The sequence below is a fragment of the Cryobacterium sp. TMT2-14 genome (assembly GCF_004402465.1).
Lineage (GTDB): Bacteria > Actinomycetota > Actinomycetes > Actinomycetales > Microbacteriaceae > Cryobacterium > Cryobacterium sandaracinum.
On record NZ_SOFV01000001.1, the window covers coordinates 1 to 18,520 of the forward strand.

Sequence of the window (18,520 nt, forward strand, 5' to 3'; positions counted from 1 at the left end):
CAAGGAGCACACCGGCCTGGGTCTGCTGCTGATCACGCACTACACCCGCATCCTGCGCTACATCAAGCCGGACTTCGTGCACGTCTTCGTCGACGGCCGGATCGCCGAACAGGGTGGCCCCGAACTCGCCGACCGCCTCGAAGACGAGGGCTACGATCGCTTTCTCACCGAATCGAACGTAGGTTAGGCGCATGGTTTCCACGCTGCCCCCGGCGCGCTTCGATGAAATCGAAGAGGCGCTCAAAGACGTCATGGACCCGGAACTCGGTATCAACGTGGTCGACCTCGGGCTCATCTACGACCTGGGCTGGGACGATGAGAACGATGCCCTGATCATCCACATGACCCTGACCTCGGCCGGCTGCCCGCTGACCGATGTCCTCGAGGAGCAGACCGCCGAGGCGTTGGACGGCGTCGTCGACCAGTTCCGCATCAACTGGGTCTGGATGCCGCCGTGGGGTCCCGAGAAGATTACAGACGACGGCCGCGACATGATGCGGGCCCTCGGCTTTTCTATCTGAACTTCCCCTAACGCACGCGAAAACCCCGATCTCCTCCGGAAATCGGGGCTTTCGCGTGCGTTAGATGGACTGCCGATAGCCGAAGAACTCATGGTCGTTGTGGTACCCACCAAACCCCGCACCGATCTCAGAGAAGTCCTCAACGAACTCGATTCCCTTGATCCACTTCACCATCTTGAAACCCAGCTGCGTTTCGTTGCGCAACCGAAGCGGTGCTCCATGCCCGAAAGATAGGGTCTGCCCGTTGAGGTCATAGGCGAGCATGGTCAGTTTGTAGCTCATCTGCTCGATGGGTTGGGCGTCGTAGTACGTGCCACCGTCCGGACCCGCCGCGAAGGAATAGAAAATGACCCATTTCGCCTCGGGTTTCGGCTGCACCAGATCCAGGATCGTCTGCATTGAGATTCCGCCCCACTTCGCGACCCCTGACCACCCCTGAATACAGAAGTGCTGGGTGATCTGATCGTGATGGGGGAGACCCTGCAACTGTGCGAGGTTCAAATCGACGGGGTTCTCGACGAGCCCGTTGACCCGCAGTGTGTAGTCCGCGAAGTTGCCCGCTCGAAGCGCCTGGTATTCCTCGGAGTCCGGGTATTTGCCGTTATGCCAGAAGTACGGTGAAATGTCCTTCTCCGTGTACTGGCCGGGGTTCGCGTCGATGTGTTCAAATAGGCGCTGCGCGCGACCGATCAGCGCGAAACCGACCTTCTGCACCACACGAGGATGCCGATAGGTGAAAGGCGTGGCTGCGAGCCATCCTCCGATGACGACGACCATCGAAGCCGCGAAGATCCCGATGCCGACCCACGATTCACTGTCCTGAGACGCATACATGTGGTTGAGGTTGCGCAGGGCCCCTGTGGTCATCACCAGGGTGACGTGCACAACGATGAACATGACGAACCAGCAGAGCACGAAGAAGTGCAGCGAACGGGCCACCTGGATGCTGAACACCGAGCTGATTTTGCGGAAGCGGGTCGACAGTGCGGGGGACATGCCGAGGCCGGTGACCAGGGCGAGAGGTGCCGCAATGAAAATGGTGATGAAGTAGGCGATCAGCTGCAGACTGTTGTAGTTGGTCCACCCGCTCTCGGCCGGCCAGTTCAAAGACAGGTACTGAAGGGCGGCCGACGCGGCGTTGGGGACGACGTCCCAGCTCAGCGGGACCACGCGCATCCACTGCCCCGTCGCAAAGATAAGAACGCAGAAGATGATTCCGTTGAGCAGCCAGACCGTATCGACGCCGAGGTGCCACCACCGTGCGAGACCGATGGAGTGACGGCGCCCCGGCAGCCCGACACCATCGGGCAAGGTGATTGAGTCCTCCTTCGCCGTGTAGAGCGGATCGCTCGGCACCGGCTTCTGCATGCGAAACCAGTCCTTACCCGGTGTCGAGTGCCGGGTCCAGTACAGCCGCGGATGGTCCGCCATGATGCTGACACCGGACCGGATGATGAAGATCATCATGAAGAGGTTCAGGAAGTGTTGCCAACCGACCCACGCCGGGAACCCGACCGGGGCGTTGTCGGGCAGTGCAGTCGCTCCCGGATACTGGCTCATGAAGTCCTGCACCGCGGGCATCTCCCGCAGCCCCTTGGCAATGGCGATCCCCACGATCAGCAGGACCAGTCCAATGGGTATCAACCACAGCAGATTGAACCACTTGTCCGTGCCGATCCGCACCCGCGGGGCAACGCCGTACTGGGCAGGGACCCGGCCGGCCCAGTGGTCATCCACCACGTGGTACCGCTTCGTGTCCAGTTCCTCCCGAAAACTTTTCCGCGTCCCCCCTGCTCCAATGTCTGTTGCAGGAATATTTCGATCAATCGAGTTTGTATCCATACCGTCCCCATTTGAGAAGCAGGACGCCTCCCCAACCGTGTCGGGAGTGCGATCTACAGCACCGTTATGCCCATCTCCTGCTTGCTGCCTGCAAGTATCCTCTTATTAAACGGAATATATTCCGCATTAATCCGGTTAAGCCCCCGAAGGAGTCGATCCGTGCCCTCGGCTTCTTCATTTGATCCACTCCTGATCCACTCCTGATCCACTCCTGATCCACTCCTGATCCACTCCTGATCCAGTCACGTCGAAGGGGCACCGGCCATCTGGCCGGCGCCCCTTCGACGTGTCCTGGGCGGTGATCCGATCCTGGTCACTCGTCCGATGTATTCTCCTCCGTGCCCATTTCCCGAGCGCCCGTCTCAGCGGACGACGCCAACTCAGACGGCTCCCAATTCTCCAAATCGATTAGGGACGGGTGCGGCCAGACGTCGGTCTCACCCTCCTCGAACATGTCGCCCGCAGGGCTGATGGTTTCCTGTTTCTCATCTGAGCCGGACGGGGGAGGCCCGTCCGGGTTCGGTTGGGGGTGATGCGGCTGATTCGTGGTCCATCGTCGACCTCCTCACATTCGTGCAGCGACCGCTGCGGCTGCAGCTGCAGCCGACGGTAGGCCTCCGCCCTGTTCGCCGCGAGACGAGTGGGTGACTGCTTCACGGCGCACGTCGTGGAAGCCGGCGGATGGCCTATCGTGCGTCAGCTTCCACACGGTGCGCCGCGGGACGCGACAGGCCTGACCACCGGTCGGCATCGGATGCGGCTACGCCTTCGTGACGATGACGGACGCGGGAGAGGGGTTCGCGAACAGGTCGAGAACCGGGCAGTGCGCGTCGACGGTTGCCCGCAGCTCCTGGTAGCGCTCATCGGATTCGGGACCGGTGATGGTGATGTGGAGGCGGATCGCTGAGAAGCCGGCCCGCACGTCCTCGCTTATGCCGAACAGTCTCCGCACGTCGAGGTCGCCCTCCGCGGCAATCTCGATCTCGTCGACCTGGATGCCCAGCCCCTGGGCATTGAGGCGGTAGACGACCACCTGGCATGAGAGCAGGGCGCCGAGCGCAATCTCGACGGGGCTGGCCGCCACAGCGTCTCCGGCCAGGGTTCCGGGCTCGTCGGCGGGGAAGACATGCTTGCCGGCCGTGATGCGGGTGGCGACCGAGCCCTCGCCGGCGGCCGTGACCCGGTAGGTCAGTTTCTATTTCGACGCGTCAGCGCTGATGCGCTCACTCCAAGCGGTTCCGGCGGCGCTGAGGCGGCCAGCACGATCTTCGGCACGGGGGGAGAGTGCGGCGGGCGTCTGCACGAGTGTCATGCCTAACCATAGGAGGCCAGTCTGGCCAAAGCACCCCGCCCGGTCACACAACGTTATGGCCGAGCGCTTCCGCATGGTTCCCGGGCCGAAATGCACCCCTTTAGAATTTCATTCCAGTGTTTAGAATGATCTTCTAAGAAGAAGGGTGAAGTCCTGATGAGCATCAAATCGCGCCGGGAGGCTCAGTCGCGCGAGACCCGCACCTTGATCGTGCGGGCCGCGCTCAAGCTGATGCTTGAGCGAGGGTACATTTCCACCACTCTCGGCTCGATCGCCGCCGAGGCAGGCGTCGCGGTGCAGACCATCTACAACTCGGTCGGTGGCAAAGCCGCCGTTCTCTCCGCCGTGCTCGACCGCGTGGCCGCACGTGCACACGAACAGGAAGCCGGCCCCCCACCGCTGCGCAGTCAGATCGCCGAAGCGCGCACGGCCGCCGAGATCGTCCGAATCCTGACCGGCTGGATCGCCGACCTGAACGCCCAGACGTCCGGGGTGCACCGCGTGATCGCCCAGGCGGCCGGAGTCGATGCAGACATCGCGGAGCTGGAGATGCGGCGTTCCGCCCAGCGACTTCTCCAGTACGGCGAGGTCGCGACCGCGCTGCGCTCACGGCACAGCCTGCGCGGGGGAGTGAGCGACCACGAGGCGGCGGCGACGGTGTGGGCGCTCGGGCATCCACAGGCTTACCGGTCTCTGGTCCTCGACCTCGGCTGGTCGGATGCCGCTTACCGGGACTGGCTGGCGAAGGCGCTCCAGGGGGCACTTTCGCTTCCGGGCGCACACCGAGGCGCAACCGATCAAATATAGTGGAGAGTTGGCCCGCTTCGGCCAGAAAATTCTACGACTCCCCTGAACGGACTGTTGCTGTGCTGAGTGTGCAAAATCTCGAAATCCGAGTTGGGGCGCGCGTGCTCATGGAAGACGTCAGTTTCCGCGTTTCCGCCGGTGACAAGATCGGCCTGGTCGGCCGCAACGGGGCTGGTAAGACGACACTGACGAAGACTCTGGCGGGTGAGACAGTTCCGACCAACGGCTCGATCGACCGCACCGGTGAAATCGGCTATCTGCCCCAGGACCCCCGCTCGGGCGACCCGGACATGCTCGCTCGGACCCGAATCCTGGATGCCCGCGGCCTCGGCACGATCTCCCTGGGTCTTGCCCAGGCCGGTATCGACATGGGCAGCGACGACCCCAAGACCAGCGCCAAGGCCATGCGCACCTACGGCAACCTCACGGATGAGTTCAACGCGCTCGGCGGCTACGCGGCCGAGGCGGAAGCCGCGTCGATCGCCAGCAACCTGAACCTTCCCGACCGCATCCTCGACCAGCAGTTGCGAACCCTGTCCGGCGGACAGCGCCGCCGCATCGAACTCGCCCGTATCCTGTTCTCGGCCGCGGAAACGATGATCCTCGACGAGCCCACCAACCACCTCGACGCCGACTCCGTGGTCTGGCTGCGGGAGTTCGTCAAGAACTATCGCGGCGGATGCATCATCATCAGCCACGACATCGAGCTGGTCGGCGACACGGTGAACCGGGTGTTCTACCTCGACGCCAACCGCATGGTCATCGACATCTACAACATGAACTGGAGGAACTACCAGCGGCAGCGCGTGGCCGACGCGGACCGTCGTAAGAAAGAACGCGCCAACGCCGAGAAGAAGGCGTCGACCCTCCAGCTGCAGGCCGCGAAGTTCGGCGCCAAGGCGAGCAAGGCTGCCGCCGCCCACCAGATGGTGGCGCGCGCCGAGAAGCTCCTGTCCGGACTGGACGCCGTGCGGGCAGTCGACCGCGTCGCCAAACTGCGCTTCCCCGAGCCCGCCCCGTGTGGGCGCACCCCGCTGATGGCCACCGACCTTTCCAAGAGCTACGGCTCGCTGGAGATCTTCGCGGCCGTGGATCTGGCCATCGACCGCGGCTCGAAAGTGGTCATCCTCGGCCTCAATGGTGCGGGCAAGACCACACTGCTGCGCATGCTCGCGGGCGTGGATAAGCCGGACACCGGAGAGATCGTGCCCGGCCACGGCCTTCGGATCGGCTACTACGCGCAAGAGCACGAGACGATCGACGTCAAGCGCAGCGTGCTGGAGAATATGGTGTCCTCCTCGCCCAACATCACTGAGATGGAGGCGCGCCGGGTTCTGGGCTCGTTCCTCTTCACCGGCGACGACTCGCACAAGCCCGCCGGGGTTCTGTCCGGTGGCGAGAAGACCCGGCTGGCCCTGGCCATGATCGTGGTGTCGGGCGCCAACGTTTTGCTGCTCGATGAACCGACTAACAACCTCGACCCGGCAAGCCGCGAGGAAATCCTCGACGCCCTGGCGCACTATGCCGGGGCTGTCGTCCTCGTGAGCCACGACGAGGGCGCTGTCGAGGCGCTGAACCCCGAGCGCGTGTTGATCATGCCCGATGGCACTGAGGATCACTGGAACAAGGACTACCTTGATCTGATCATGCTCGCCTGATCACCCTTCCTGAGCAAAGCACTGCCCGGGCCGACTGGCCCGGACGTTCGTGTCTCCGTGTCCTTCTGACCTGCCGATCATCTGCCGTCGATGAGCTCGTCCTCGATCTCCGAGTCGCTGCGCGGTTTGGCAGCCTGACGGCGGGCACGCTCGGCGGCGCGAACGCGCTCGTCCGGGTCGTCGAAGTTCACGGCTCGGTACTCCTGCCGGATAGCCCAGCCCAGACCGACGAAGCCCATCAGGGCGAACACGAACCATTGGAATGCGTAGGACAGGTGAGGCCCCTCGTCTTTGACCGGGCGGGTGACCGCCACGGGACGTTCGTCCGGCGTTGGTTGCTCGGAAGCCATCAGCCCGTACGCGCCGGTGTACGTCGGAAGGTCCAGCCGGGTGGACACCTCGTCGAGGTTGATCGTCGCGATCTGGTCGCCCGTGGCCGATCTCCCGGCCAACGAAGGCTCACCGGCCTTGAGCCGGGCGGTGACGGTGACAACCCCCGAGGGGGCGGTTGGCACGGATGCCGGGGCGTCGGGGGTCTGCCCGGTCGGCAACCAGCCCCGGTTCACGATGAAGACCGAGCCGTCGGCGAGTAGCAGGGGAGTGAGAACCTCGAAACCCGGGTTGATATTGAGCGGGCGGTTACGCACGATCAGCTCGTCGTCCGTCAAATACGTGCCGGTCATGACAACGGGCAGCCACTTCTGAGACGCGGAGAACGCGTCCAGACCAGGCAGAGCCTCGGCCAAGGGAACCGGGTCCGCCGCATAGTTGGTCTCCACTTTGCTCATTTCGGAGAGTGCGTCGGAGCGGCGCGCGAGCTGCCAGAGACCGAGCCCGGAGCAGACGGCCGCAAAGAGGATGGTCAGCGCAAGGTATCCGGCCCAGCGCCGGGTGAACGCAAATTTCCAGCCGATCACGCCGGCCCGGCTTCCGGCTCTACAGCCTCAAGGGAGACCGGAAGAGGCGAGACGGCTAATGGGAAGTCTCGGCTGGCCAGGAAATCGCGGAGGTAATCGACGTGAAGGTCGCAGGCCAGCCAGGTCTTCACGCGGTCTTGAGCGTGAATACGGGGATTGCGCCAGTCCAACCGCCAGTCGGCGTTCTCACGACAGCCGGCGCGCGAGCAGTTCGTCGTTTCGAGATCGGCGCCGAGGCCGATCACGTTCCGCTCTCGTCATTGTCCGGTCCACGAGGCGGCGCCCGGAACACCTGTACGGCTCCCGGTCGGACGACCGTGGACGCCACGGCGCCGCCCTGAACGTTCGCAAAGACGACCGCGAAGTAGGGAAGGGCGATCGCGCCGATGGCGCAGACGAGCAGCCACCAGCCCTGGACGAAGAGCATCAGCACGATGCAGACCATCCGGATGCCCATGGCGATCGAGTATTTGATCATCCGGGCACGACGCAGCTCCTCGGGTGATGGGGGGAGCGAGGTGATCGACTGCTGCTTCATGGATGCCATCGATTCGGTCAGTCGGGGGAGTTTTCCCTGTAAATTCTACGTCTCGTCGGACTTAAACGTAGACGCCCTAAACTGGAAAACACGTGCGTACGGCTGTTCGTTCGCTGAGAAAAAGAGATTGGACCCAGCATGACGACTGGCAGAACTGTCCTTGTCACCGGGGGAAACCGCGGCATCGGATTCTCTATCGCGGAGGAGTTCATCAGGCAGGGACACCGCGTCGCGGTCACCGCCCGCTCTGGGGACGGCCCCAGCGGCAGCCTGACGGTGCGCGCGGACGTGACGGACGCCGCATCCATCGACGCCGCGTTCACCGAGATCGAGGCGGCGCTCGGCCCCGTCGAGGTGGTTGTCGCCAACGCGGGCATCACCAGGGACATGCTGCTGATGCGCATGAGCGAAGACGACTTCACCTCGGTCATCGACACCAACCTCAGCGGCGCCTTCCGAGTCGTGAAGCGTGCGTCCAAGGGGATGCTCAAGGCCCGGTTCGGCCGCATCGTGCTGATTTCCAGCGTGGTCGGCCTGTACGGCTCCGCGGGACAGGTCAACTACTCCGCCTCGAAGAGCGGTCTGATCGGCCTCGCCCGTTCGGTGACCCGTGAGCTGGGCGGGAGGGGCATCACGGCCAACGTCGTCGCACCGGGTTTCATCGAAACCGATATGACCGCAAAACTCTCCGAGTCGCAGCAGGCCGACTACAAGCGCAGCATCCCGGCGGGACGATTCGCGACTCCGGTCGAGGTGGCTCGGGTTGTCACCTGGCTTGCCGGGGACGACGCCGGGTACATCTCCGGCGCGGTCATCCCCGTCGACGGCGGACTGGGGATGGGGCACTAACCGCGCAGACCGAGTATCGGCAGGACCTGGCTCAGGTCGCGGGTATCCAGGGCCAGGTCCGCCTGCGCCCTCACGATCGGTTGCGCGTTGAAAGCGATGCCCAGACCGGCTGCCCGCATCATCGTGAGGTCGTTTGCTCCGTCGCCGACGGCGACGGTCTGGGGCAGGGCTACGCCCTCGAGGGCGGCCCACTCCCGCAGGGCCGCGGCCTTGGCGGCGGCGTCGATGACGGGTCCGACCAGGCCGCCGGTGAGGCGACCGTCGGCCACCTCCAGCCGGTTCGCCCGCCAGTGATCGAAGCCGAAGGCGGCAGCGAGCGGGTCGAGCACCTCGTGGAAGCCGCCCGATACCACCCCGATTCTGCTGCCCCGGGCGTGCAGGCCGTCGATGAGTTCCTGCACCCCGGGAGTCGGGCGGACGAGCCGCCCGACCTCCGCGAAAACATCCGTGGACAGTCCGGCCAGAGTCTTGACCCGGAGCCGTAGACTCTGCGCGAAATCGATCTCGCCGCGCATGGCCTGCTCGGTCACCTCGGCGACGAGGGCCAGCGAGCCGGCCGCATCCGCGAGCAGCTCAATGACCTCATCTTCGATCAGGGTGGAATCGGCGTCCAGGACGACGAGGAAACGAACGAACTCGGTCACGGGTGGACGTGGACTCCCTTGCCGACGACGGTGATGCCGGACTCGGTGACGCTGAAGCCCCGTGCGCGGTCCCGCTCACGATCAATGCCGACTTCCGCTCCGGCGGCGACCACCACGTCCTTGTCCAGAATCGCCCGACGCACGGTCGCACCCGGTTTGATCTGCACCCGGTCGAAGACGATCGAGTCCACCACCTGGGCGCCGGAATCGATGGCGGCCCAGGGGCCGAGAACACTGCGTTCGATGTGCGCTCCCGAAATGACGCAGCCGAGGGAAACGATCGAGTCGATCATGGTGCCGAGGAAGCCGCGTCCGTCCCGGACGAACTTCGCCGGCGGAGAGTTGAGCTGCTGGCTGAAGATGGGCCACTTCTGGTTGTAGAGGTTGAAAACGGGCAGTGCGCTGATCAGGTCCTGGTGTGCCTCGAAGAAGGAGTCGATGGTACCCACGTCGCGCCAGTAGTCGCAGTCGCGGTCGGTGGATCCGGGGACGTCATTGAGCTTGAGGTCGTAGACGCCGGCCTCACCGCGGGACACGAAGTCGGGAATGATGTCGCCACCCATGTCGTGGCTCGAGTCGGCGCGTTCGCCGTCGCGCAGGACGGCCTCGATCAGCGCCTCCGTGTTGAAAACGTAGTTGCCCATGGACGCGAAGACCTCGTGCGGGGCATCGGCGAGGCCGACGGCATCCTTCGGCTTCTCGCGGAAATCACGGATGCGGTCCGGCGTCGCCGCGTCGACCTCGATGACGCCGAACTGGTCGGCCAGACCGATCGGCTGACGGATGGCCGCGACGGTTGCGGCGGCTCCGGAGGCGATGTGAGCCTCGATCATCTGGCTGAAGTCCATCCGGTAGACGTGGTCGGCTCCGACGACGACGACGATGTCGGGCTTCTCGTCATGGATCAGGTTGAGGCTCTGCAGGATCGCGTCCGCGGATCCGCTGAACCACCGCTTGCCGAGGCGCTGCTGCGCCGGCACCGATGCGATATAAGAGTTGAACAGGCCACCAGAAACGTGCCAGGTCTGGGAGACGTGACGGTCAAGGCTGTGGGACTTGTACTGGGTGAGAACCACGATCTGGGTGAGGCCCGAATTGATCAAATTCGACAGCGCGAAGTCGATCAGCCGGTAATGACCCCCGAAAGGAACGGCCGGTTTCGCACGGTCCTCCGTCAACGGCATGAGCCGTTTTCCTTCTCCGCCGGCGAGCACGATTCCAAAGATCTTCTTTGACTGCATGTCTTTACAGTAGGGCCATTCGTCACGTCGATCCAGCACGAGTGGGTGTGCCTCCGGCCAGCCTGCGCTAGCTTTGCCTCATGCGAGTGGATCTGTTGACCAAGGAATACCCCCCGGAGATTTATGGCGGAGCAGGCGTGCATGTGGCGGAGCTTGTGAAGGCCCTTCGCACCGACATCGACGTCTCCGTGCGATGTTTCGGCGCGCTCCGCGACGCCGTCGACACCCACGCGTATGAGGTGCCGGCGGAACTGGCCGGCGCGAATGCGACGCTGGCCACGCTCGGCGTCGACCTCCAGATGGCGCAGGACGTGCAGGGCGCCGACATCGTGCACTCCCACACCTGGTACGCCAACGGCGCCGGTCACCTCGCGAAGCTCCTGCACGGGATCCCGCACGTTGTGACCGCGCACAGCCTCGAGCCGCTCCGCCCGTGGAAGGCCGAGCAGCTCGGCGGAGGCTACCGGGTCTCCAGCTGGATCGAACGCACCGCCTTCGAAGCCGCGGATGCCGTCATCGCCGTCAGCGGTGGGATGCGCCGCGACATCCTGCGCAGCTACCCAGCACTTGACGCTGCTCGGGTGCACGTCGTCTACAACGGCATCGACCTCGAACGGTGGAAGCCCACGGACGACCGGGACACCGTGCGGGCACTGGGCATCGACCCGGACCGACCGGCCGTGGTCTTCGTGGGCCGCATCACCCGGCAGAAGGGGCTTCCCTACCTGCTCCGCGCGGCAGCCCTGCTGCCACCGGAGGTGCAGCTGGTGCTCTGCGCCGGCGCCCCCGACACCCCGGGCATCCTGGCCGAGGTCACGGCCGGGGTCGAGGCCCTCCAGCGCGAACGCTCCGGCGTGGTCTGGATCGATCGCCTCCTGTCGCAGCACGACCTGGCCGCCGTGCTCACTGCCGGCACCGTCTTCGTTTGTCCGTCGGTCTACGAACCGCTCGGCATCGTCAATCTGGAGGCTATGGCCTGCGGGCTGCCGGTCGTCGGGACGGCCACCGGAGGCATCCCCGAGGTGGTCGCCGACGGCGTGACCGGCCGGCTCGTGCCCATCGACCAGGCCACCGACGGAACCGGAACTCCCATCGATGCCGACCTTTTCGTCTCAGACCTGTCGCGCACCCTGATCGAGGTCCTCGCCGACCCGGCCAACGCCGCCGCGATGGGCCGAGCCGGCCGGGTCAGGGCCGAGCAGATGTTCAGCTGGACCCAAATCGCCACCCGCACCCGGGAGATCTACGCCTCACTACTCTGAGTCGGGCTCCGACTAACCGCCCAAACGGGTGCTGCAGGAATGCCCGGCACCCGTTTCGCGTGTCTGGGCATCGGCGGCGGCAGATAACATGGCTTTATGGTCAACGTTCTCCACTTCACCGACGTCTCCGTCGTCCGGGATGGCACACCCATCCTCGACTCAGTGAACTGGAGTGTTGATGACGACCAGCGCTGGGTGATCCTGGGCCCGAACGGCGCCGGCAAGACCACGCTGCTGCAGATCGCCGCCGCCCTCATCCACCCGTCGAGCGGAAGTGCCGTGGTTCTTGACGAACCGATCGGACGCACCGACCTCTTCGAGCTGCGGCCGCGGATCGGGTTCGCCTCGACGGCGATGGCCCGCCGGGTCCCCGCGAACGAGAAGGTCCTCGATGTGGTGATGACGGCCGCGTACTCCGTCACCGGGCGCTGGACCGAAGAGTACGAAGCCATCGATGAGCGCCGCGCCCAGCGGGTGCTGGGCGAGTGGAAGCTCGATACTCTGTCCGACCGTAAGTTCGGCACGCTGAGCGACGGCGAGCAGAAGCGGGTGCAGATCGCGCGGTCCATCATGACCGACCCCGAGGTTCTGCTTCTGGATGAGCCGGCCGCCAGCCTCGACCTCGGCGCGCGCGAGGAACTGCTGCAGCTCCTCGGCGGCTACGCGAGCGAGTCGGGGTCGCCGGCGATCATCATGGTCACCCACCACGTCGAGGAAATCCCCCTCGGCTTCACGCACGTCCTGCTCCTGTCCAACGGCCGCATCGTCAGCGCCGGGCCCATCGCCGACGCGCTGACCGCGGAGTCACTGACCGAGGCGTTCGGTCTGTCCATCGAGTTGCACGAGACCGACGGACGTTTCAGCGCCCGCGCGATCTGACCGCCACCGGATGGCGGTCACAGCCACTGGATTCTGCTAAACTCGACAGTCGGTCCTTGGGCCGCACGGTTTTTTCTGCCGCACCTGGCGAGTCTGTACTCGCTAATCGAAGCGCAACTCACCAATCGAACAGCAATAAGGAAGTCTTCATGAAGTCTGACATTCACCCCACGTACGCTCCCGTGGTTTTCCGCGACCTCGCGTCGGGTGCGACGTTCCTTACCCGTTCGACGGTCTCCAGCTCCAAGACCATCGAGTGGACCGACGGAACCACGTACCCGGTCATCGACGTTGAGATCTCGTCGGAGTCGCACCCGTTCTACACCGGCAAGCAGCGGATCATGGACTCCGCCGGCCGCGTCGAGAAGTTCAACTCGCGTTACAAGGGCTTCGGCAAGTAGAACCGCGCCATACCGCGGCATCCTGCACATCGAAAGGGCGACCAGCTTCGGCTGGCCGCCCTTTCGATGTTGCTGCTCTGAGTCTGGTGTCGCTGTCGCTCGGGTGCTGCCTGGTCAGCGTTCGGGCCAGCCGCCCGCCGCGACGAACGCGGGGTCGCGTTCGCGGCGCATGTAGGCCTGGAAGCTTTCCGCCTGCTGCACGGACCACTGTGCCTGGAGCAGGTGCAGCTCGCCGACTGTGACCGGCAGGGTCTTCAGATGCGCCCGGGCGATGGCCTGGGCTACTCGGCCGGCCGCGATCGCATCCGCCCCGGAGTCGTGCGCGTCATCGAGGGGCACACCGTAGAACGCACTGGTCACTGCAAGGGTGCGCTTGCCTTTGCGGTACCGGTCGAGGGCCTTGTCGATGACGAGCGGGTCGACCACCGGCGACGGTGAGACCAGCGGGGCAACTCCGTAGCGAATCGACTCGCGGTTGAGCAGGGTGAGGTCGTAGGGCGCGTTGTACGCCACCAGAGGAAGACCCCGGGCGAGGTGCTCCCGGATCGTCGCGACGATCTCGGCCACCCCGTCGGCGGCGACCCGGCCGTTCGCGGCGGCATGCTCGGTCGTGATGCCGTGCACGGTGGTGGCCTGGGCCGGGATCTCGATTCCGGGATCCAGGAGCCAGTCCACGCGTTCGAGCACCTCCCCGGTCACATCGATGATCGCGACGGTGGCCGACACAATGCGGCTCGTCTCCACGTCGATGCCGGTCGTCTCAAGGTCGAAAACGGCGAGGGTGTCACTCCAGTTGCTCATGGGGAAAGCCTAGGGCCGACCACCGTCATCCCCGGGCGCCTCGGGCGTCGGCCCGCTGGCAGGTCGGCCAGCACCGAGTCTTCGATCCGAAAGGCGATCGGGTTGTGGGAAAAGCAGTTGAGGTCCGGCTGGTTCAAGAAGAAGCGGTGGTCGTGGAACCGGCACCGCACGGAGTCGAGGGCCCAGTTCGAGTTCTCCGTGTCTCTGTGGAGATGCGTCCGGCGTAGTCACCGGTCCCGTCGCCGTTGCGGTCTCCGAAGGAGCGCACCATCAGCTCGGAGGACACGGCGCGGCGGTACCAGCGCGGGTCCCGGGTGACGCTTGATCGGGGCGGTGAAGCTCATTGCGTTCCCTCCCGCCCGAGGGCGTCCGGCGACAGCCGTCGGCCGCCCTAAACTTGGGACGATGAATGTTCCTTCGCCCTACGATTCGCAGCTCGTCCGGATCCCTGTCAGGGTCCGGGACGTCCCGGTGCTGGGCAGCGAAACGCGGTATTGGGAGTACGGCGATCCAACCGCGCACACCACCATCGTGATGGTGCACGGCTTCCGCGGCGACCACCACGGCTTGGAGCCCGTGGTCGCCCAGCTTCCTGGATTCCGCATGATCTCACCGGACCTTCCCGGTTTCGGCGAGTCCGGCGTGCTCCAGGGGTGCCGACACGACATCGCGGGCTACGGCCGGTGGCTGGCCGAGTTCGTGGCAGCTCTGGGTCTGACCGGGCGCAGGGTGGTGCTCGGGCACTCGTTCGGGTCGATCATCGTCGCGGCATCCGTCGCAGGGGGACTGCACGCCGACGACGTGGTTCTGGTGAACCCCATCGCCGCACCTGCCCTGGCCGGGCCGCGCGGCATCCTCACCCGCTTGGCGGTGTTCTACTACCGGGTGGCCGCGCGTCTGCCCGAACGGCTCGGCTTTGCCCTGCTGCGCAACCGCGTCATCGTCCGCGTGATGAGCGTGACCATGGCGAAGACGGGGGACCCCGAGCTGCGCCGATGGATCCACAACCAGCACGACCGCTACTTCTCCGCCTTCGCGGATCGCCGGGTTGTGCTGGAAGCCTTCACCGCATCGGTCGGCTCCGACGTCAGCGAGTTCGCCGGTCGCATCCCGCAGCGCACGCTGCTGATCGCGGCGGAGAAAGACGACATCACGCCGGTCGCAGCGCAATACCGGCTGCAGAAGCTGTTTCCCGATGCCACCCTGCAGGTGATCCCCGACGTCGGCCACCTGATCCACTACGAGGTGCCGGCGCAGGCGGCGGACGCCCTGCGCCGCTTCCTCGGCGCAAGGGAGACGAAGTGAGAATCGTCTTCGATTGCCGTTACACCCGATTCGACCGGCACGACGGCATCAGCCGGTACACGGCCGGGCTGGTCACGGAATTGGGCAAGCTCCACCCGGTCACCATGCTGATCAATGACCACCGGCAGCTCGACCTGCTTCCGGATCTGCCCTGGCAGCTCGTGAGTGCCCCGACCAGCATCCGGGAGCCGTTCATCGCCCTCCAGATCAACCAGCTGAAGCCCGACGTCGTGTTCTCTCCGATGCAGACGATGGGATCCTGGGGCCGGAAGTACCGGCTGCTCCTCACCGTGCACGACCTGATCTACTACCGCAATCGCACCCCGCCGCGGGACCTGCCCGGTTTGCTGCGCCTGATTTGGCGGCTGTATCACCTATCGTGGTGGCCGCAGCGGATGCTCCTGAACCGGGCCGACGGCGTCGTCACCGTCTCCGAGACTACCCGGGACCTGATCCGGGACAACCGTCTGACGCGGCGGCCGGTCACGGTCATCCACAACGCCGCCGACACGCGGTCGACGCCGCCCGCCGGACGTGCCGCTGCGGAAACGGGTCGCCTGGTCTACATGGGCTCGTTCATGCCGTACAAGAACGTGGACACTCTGGTGCGCGCAGCCGCGGAACTACCGGGCCATGAGCTCCACCTGATGAGCCAGGTGAGCGACCAGGAACGGGAACGCCTGACCGCCCTGGCGCCGCAGGCGACGCTGGTGTTCCACAACGGCGTCACCGACGAGGAGTACCTGCGGGTGCTGGGCTCCGCGACCGCGCTGGTCACGGCGTCTCTGGACGAAGGCTTCGGCATCCCGCTCGTCGAGGCGATGAGCCTCGGCATCCCCGTCGTGGTGAGCGACATCCCGATCTTTCGCGAGATCGGCGGCGACGCTGCGCTCTACTTCGACCCGGCCAGCACCGACGCGCTCGCCCTGGCCGTGCGGCGGCTGGGCGCGGGGGAGTGGGCGGCCCGCTCCACAGCCTCCGTCATCGAGGCGGAACGCTTCACCTGGCGCGATTCGGCCCGGCGGCTCCTGGAACTGCTCACCGGCACCGATACCGCGGATGACTCCGGTACGCGGACCGAGACGGCTACGGGCCCCGGCATCGACGCGGAGCAGCCGGTTCAGCCTGTGTAGTGCGTGTTCTCGGCTCGGCCGCGCAGGGTGGCGTCGAAATGCGTCAGCCCCAGCCGACCGTCCCGCCAGACGAAGTCGTGCACCGAGCCGTTGGCGATGATCTCGTTCTGGCGCGGCCGTTCCCCGGCCGTGCTATGGCGCAGCAGGGTTCCGATCACCCCGCCGTGACAGACGACCAGCACAGACTGTCCGGGGCGCGCGGCGGCCAGCAGCCCGAAGGCCGGCAGCACCCGGTCGAGCACCTCCTGGCGCGTCTCGAGGCCGGGAACGGGCACGTCGTCGGGAAAGCGACGCTGTCGTTCGGCGAACGTGAGTCCCTCGATCTGGCCGTGATGGCGCTCGGTGAGCTCCGGGATGACCTCCGGGCTCGGCAAGCCGAGCTCGCCGGCGATGATCCGGGCCGTCTCGTGGGCACGGTCCAGAGGGCTCGTCACGATGGTGTCCCAGCGCCGGGATCTCAACCTCAGGCCTGCCTCGGCGGCCTGCGCCCGGCCGGTCGAGTTGAGGGGGATGTCTGTGCTGCCCTGGATCCGCGTGTGCAGGTTCCACTCGGTCTGTCCGTGCCGCACGATCGAAAGTCTGGTCATCCTGCCGTTTCCGTTGTCGCGGGGGTGGGGGTGGTGGTGGACCGGGCCTGTTTCACGCCGGTGCGCCGGCGAGGCGGTCGGCCAGCCCCGCCAGCGACTCCGACGTGCCCGCCTCCAGCTTGAGCAGTGCCCGGCCGTCGCCCTTGGTCTCGCCGCGGTTGATCACGACGATCGGCAGCTTGCGGCGCCGGGCCTGTTCCAGCAGACGGATGCCCGAGTTCACAAACAGGGACGAGCCGGCGATGACCAGGGCCTCCGCACCGGTGACGAGCGCCGTTGCCTCGGTGAACTTCACCGTCGGCACCAGCTCGCCGAAGAAGACGACGTTGGGCTTGAGCATACCGCCGCAGACCGTGCAGTCGGGAATGGTGAAACCGTCGATGTCGGACACCTCCGCATCGCCGTCGGGGGCTGTGCGCACGTCGCCCGGTGTCATCAGTGTCGGGTTGGCCGCTTCGAGGCGCGCGGCCACACTGTCGCGGCCGAATGCCTGACCGCAGTCCAGGCAGACGACGAGGTCCAACGACCCGTGCAGGTCCACGACGTGCCGCGACCCGGCGCGGGTGTGCAGGCCGTCCACGTTCTGCGTGATGACCCCGCTGATCAGTCCGCTCTGCTCCAGCCGGGCGAGGGACCGGTGCCCGAGGTTGGGCTCCGCAGAGCGGAACCGGTGCCAGCCGAGGTGGCTGCCGGCCCAATAACGCTTGCGCGCCCGCTCGTCGCCGACGAAGGTCTGAAAGTTCATCGGGGTGCGCACGGGGGCACCCTTCCCACGGTAATCGGGAATGCCGGAATCGGTGCTCAGACCGGCTCCGGTCAGCACCGCGATGTGGCGACCGCGGAGCACCTCGGCCACGGCATCCAGAGCGGCGGCAGCGGCGCCGACGGCGACCGGAAGCGTTTCGGTGGTCATGGAGCTCCATCCTGTGTACACCGAGTCTAAACTCGCCGGTTTTCGACTGGGGGAGGGAACTGGCAGGCTGGACGGATCATCCCCGTGAAAGGCGTCCCGCTGTGCAGATCGTCCCCATCGAAAACCTTGACCTGCCCGGTCTCGCCGACTACTCGCGCTTGACAGATGTCGCGCTCCGCCGTGTCTCCGAACCGGCCGGCGGGCTGTACATCGCCGAGTCCAGCAAAGTCATCACCCGAGCCCTCGCGGCCGGCCACCGCCCGCGGTCCGTGCTACTGCAGCAGCAGTGGCTGCCCGACGTGCTGCCGCTGCTCGCGGACTGGCCGGACGTGCCCGTGTACGTCGGCGCGGCATCCGTTCTCGAACGGCTCACCGGCTACAACCTGCACCGTGGTGCGCTGGCGGCGATGCACCGTCCGGATCTGGCGCCGGTGCACGAGGTGATCCGGGACGCGCGGCGCATTGTGATCCTCGAGGACATCGTGGACCATACCAACGTGGGCGCCATTTTCCGCTCGGTCGCCGGTCTCGGCGCGGACGCCGTCCTGATCACGCCGCGCTGCGCAGACCCGCTCTACCGGCGCAGTGTGCGGGTGAGCATGGGCACGGTGCTTCAGGTGCCGTGGACCCGACTGCCGGAATGGAGCGAGGCCGCCCCGATGCTGCACGGGGCCGGTTTTCACCTCGCGGCCCTGGCACTGTCCGACGACGCCGTCAGCCTCCCGCAGTTCGCCGGGAACGCGCCGGAACGGCTGGCCCTGATTCTCGGCGCCGAGGGCGATGGGCTCAGCACCCAGGCTCTCTCGGCCGCCGACACCGTCGTGACGATCCCCATGCTCCACGGCGTCGACTCGCTCAATGTGGCCTCGGCCAGCGCCGTCGCGCTGTACGCTCTGCGCGTCTGAACGCG

The 18,520-nt window shown here is 65.9% G+C and carries 20 protein-coding genes and 1 pseudogene; 11 read left to right on the top strand and 10 right to left on the bottom strand.

Features of this window, described 5'->3' with window-relative positions; genetic code table 11:
• A pseudogene (gene sufC, locus E3O28_RS00005) lies at positions 1 to 187 on the top strand (Fe-S cluster assembly ATPase SufC); the annotation flags it as partial.
• Positions 188 to 191: 4 nt separating this feature from the next.
• Positions 192 to 521 carry a metal-sulfur cluster assembly factor gene (locus E3O28_RS00010; RefSeq protein ID WP_104102197.1) on the top strand — a complete coding sequence of 110 codons (330 nt, stop codon included), beginning with the start codon at positions 192 to 194 and terminating at the stop codon, positions 519 to 521.
• 60 nt (positions 522 to 581) lie between these two features.
• On the opposite strand, the gene E3O28_RS00015 is transcribed toward E3O28_RS00010, so the two are convergent.
• Positions 582 to 2,261, bottom strand: a complete 1,680-nt coding sequence (locus E3O28_RS00015) for a molybdopterin-dependent oxidoreductase (protein WP_241972939.1) — start codon at positions 2,259 to 2,261, stop codon at positions 582 to 584.
• An 862-nt stretch (positions 2,262 to 3,123) separates the two neighbouring features.
• A complete protein-coding gene (locus tag E3O28_RS16755; protein WP_241972940.1) occupies positions 3,124 to 3,447 on the bottom strand; it encodes an OsmC family protein in 324 nt (107 codons plus the stop codon).
• 384 nt (positions 3,448 to 3,831) lie between these two features.
• Between E3O28_RS16755 and E3O28_RS00025 the strand changes: the two genes are divergently transcribed.
• On the top strand, positions 3,832 to 4,482 hold the full coding sequence (locus tag E3O28_RS00025; protein WP_134401623.1) for a TetR/AcrR family transcriptional regulator: 651 nt from the start codon (positions 3,832 to 3,834) through the stop codon (positions 4,480 to 4,482).
• Between the two features lie 59 nt (positions 4,483 to 4,541).
• Entirely contained in the window at positions 4,542 to 6,140 is a 1,599-nt protein-coding gene (locus tag E3O28_RS00030) for an ABC-F family ATP-binding cassette domain-containing protein (protein WP_104102190.1), read from the top strand.
• 77 nt (positions 6,141 to 6,217) lie between these two features.
• Here the strand turns inward: E3O28_RS00030 and E3O28_RS00035 are convergent, their stop codons facing one another.
• Genes E3O28_RS00035 through E3O28_RS00045 form a run of 3 tightly spaced genes read right to left on the bottom strand, consistent with a single transcriptional unit; the run spans position 6,218 to position 7,604 of the window.
• Positions 6,218 to 7,057 (bottom strand): SURF1 family protein, encoded by an 840-nt coding sequence (locus tag E3O28_RS00035; protein WP_134414981.1) that lies wholly within the window; start codon positions 7,055 to 7,057, stop codon positions 6,218 to 6,220.
• Positions 7,054 to 7,302 carry a hypothetical protein gene (locus tag E3O28_RS00040; RefSeq protein ID WP_104102184.1) on the bottom strand — a complete coding sequence of 83 codons (249 nt, stop codon included), beginning with the start codon at positions 7,300 to 7,302 and terminating at the stop codon, positions 7,054 to 7,056. Before E3O28_RS00040 ends, E3O28_RS00035 begins: the two co-directional genes overlap by 4 nt.
• On the bottom strand, positions 7,299 to 7,604 hold the full coding sequence (locus tag E3O28_RS00045) for a DUF3099 domain-containing protein (protein WP_233191467.1): 306 nt from the start codon (positions 7,602 to 7,604) through the stop codon (positions 7,299 to 7,301). The genes E3O28_RS00040 and E3O28_RS00045 overlap by 4 nt, the downstream gene beginning before the upstream one ends.
• Before the next feature lie 129 nt (positions 7,605 to 7,733).
• Here E3O28_RS00045 and fabG point away from each other — a divergent pair, with 129 nt between their 5' ends.
• A complete protein-coding gene (gene fabG / locus E3O28_RS00050; protein WP_104102181.1) occupies positions 7,734 to 8,444 on the top strand; it encodes a 3-oxoacyl-ACP reductase FabG in 711 nt (236 codons plus the stop codon).
• Here the strand turns inward: fabG and serB are convergent.
• Together serB and glgC are read right to left on the bottom strand one after the other, a co-directional pair.
• Positions 8,441 to 9,088 (bottom strand): phosphoserine phosphatase SerB, encoded by a 648-nt coding sequence (gene serB / locus E3O28_RS00055; protein WP_134414982.1) that lies wholly within the window; start codon positions 9,086 to 9,088, stop codon positions 8,441 to 8,443. The two genes, fabG and serB, sit on opposite strands and share 4 nt — an antisense overlap.
• Positions 9,085 to 10,329, bottom strand: a complete 1,245-nt coding sequence (glgC, locus tag E3O28_RS00060) for a glucose-1-phosphate adenylyltransferase (protein WP_104102176.1) — start codon at positions 10,327 to 10,329, stop codon at positions 9,085 to 9,087. The genes serB and glgC overlap by 4 nt, the downstream gene beginning before the upstream one ends.
• An 80-nt stretch (positions 10,330 to 10,409) precedes the next feature.
• Here glgC and glgA point away from each other — a divergent pair, with 80 nt between their 5' ends.
• The 3 genes from glgA (at position 10,410) to E3O28_RS00075 (ending at position 12,871) form a co-directional block, all read left to right on the top strand.
• Positions 10,410 to 11,591, top strand: coding sequence for a glycogen synthase (glgA, locus tag E3O28_RS00065; RefSeq protein WP_134401624.1), 1,182 nt, complete (start codon positions 10,410 to 10,412; stop codon positions 11,589 to 11,591).
• 96 nt (positions 11,592 to 11,687) lie between these two features.
• Positions 11,688 to 12,470, top strand: a complete 783-nt coding sequence (locus tag E3O28_RS00070) for an ABC transporter ATP-binding protein (protein ID WP_104102172.1) — start codon at positions 11,688 to 11,690, stop codon at positions 12,468 to 12,470.
• 149 nt (positions 12,471 to 12,619) lie between these two features.
• Positions 12,620 to 12,871, top strand: coding sequence for a type B 50S ribosomal protein L31 (locus E3O28_RS00075; protein ID WP_104102169.1), 252 nt, complete (start codon positions 12,620 to 12,622; stop codon positions 12,869 to 12,871).
• Positions 12,872 to 12,985: 114 nt separating this feature from the next.
• Here E3O28_RS00075 and E3O28_RS00080 read toward each other — a convergent pair whose 3' ends face one another.
• A complete protein-coding gene (locus E3O28_RS00080) occupies positions 12,986 to 13,672 on the bottom strand; it encodes a 3'-5' exonuclease (protein WP_104102165.1) in 687 nt (228 codons plus the stop codon).
• 405 nt (positions 13,673 to 14,077) lie between these two features.
• Between E3O28_RS00080 and E3O28_RS00085 the strand changes: the two genes are divergently transcribed.
• Together E3O28_RS00085 and E3O28_RS00090 are read left to right on the top strand one after the other, a co-directional pair.
• Positions 14,078 to 14,977, top strand: coding sequence for an alpha/beta hydrolase (locus tag E3O28_RS00085; RefSeq protein ID WP_134414983.1), 900 nt, complete (start codon positions 14,078 to 14,080; stop codon positions 14,975 to 14,977).
• Positions 14,974 to 16,110 (top strand): glycosyltransferase family 1 protein, encoded by a 1,137-nt coding sequence (locus E3O28_RS00090; RefSeq protein ID WP_104102160.1) that lies wholly within the window; start codon positions 14,974 to 14,976, stop codon positions 16,108 to 16,110. Before E3O28_RS00085 ends, E3O28_RS00090 begins: the two co-directional genes overlap by 4 nt.
• Here E3O28_RS00090 and E3O28_RS00095 read toward each other — a convergent pair.
• The gene (locus E3O28_RS00095; protein ID WP_134342867.1) at positions 16,098 to 16,697 is read right to left on the bottom strand and encodes a histidine phosphatase family protein; all 600 of its coding nucleotides are present in this window, start codon (positions 16,695 to 16,697) and stop codon (positions 16,098 to 16,100) included. The two genes, E3O28_RS00090 and E3O28_RS00095, sit on opposite strands and share 13 nt — an antisense overlap.
• A 52-nt stretch (positions 16,698 to 16,749) precedes the next feature.
• Entirely contained in the window at positions 16,750 to 17,610 is an 861-nt protein-coding gene (locus tag E3O28_RS00100) for a Sir2 family NAD-dependent protein deacetylase (protein WP_104194042.1), read from the bottom strand.
• A 101-nt stretch (positions 17,611 to 17,711) separates the two neighbouring features.
• On the opposite strand from E3O28_RS00100, the gene E3O28_RS00105 reads away from it, so the two are divergent.
• Positions 17,712 to 18,515 carry an RNA methyltransferase gene (locus tag E3O28_RS00105; protein ID WP_104102152.1) on the top strand — a complete coding sequence of 268 codons (804 nt, stop codon included), beginning with the start codon at positions 17,712 to 17,714 and terminating at the stop codon, positions 18,513 to 18,515.
• The last annotated feature ends 5 nt before the right edge of the window (positions 18,516 to 18,520 follow it).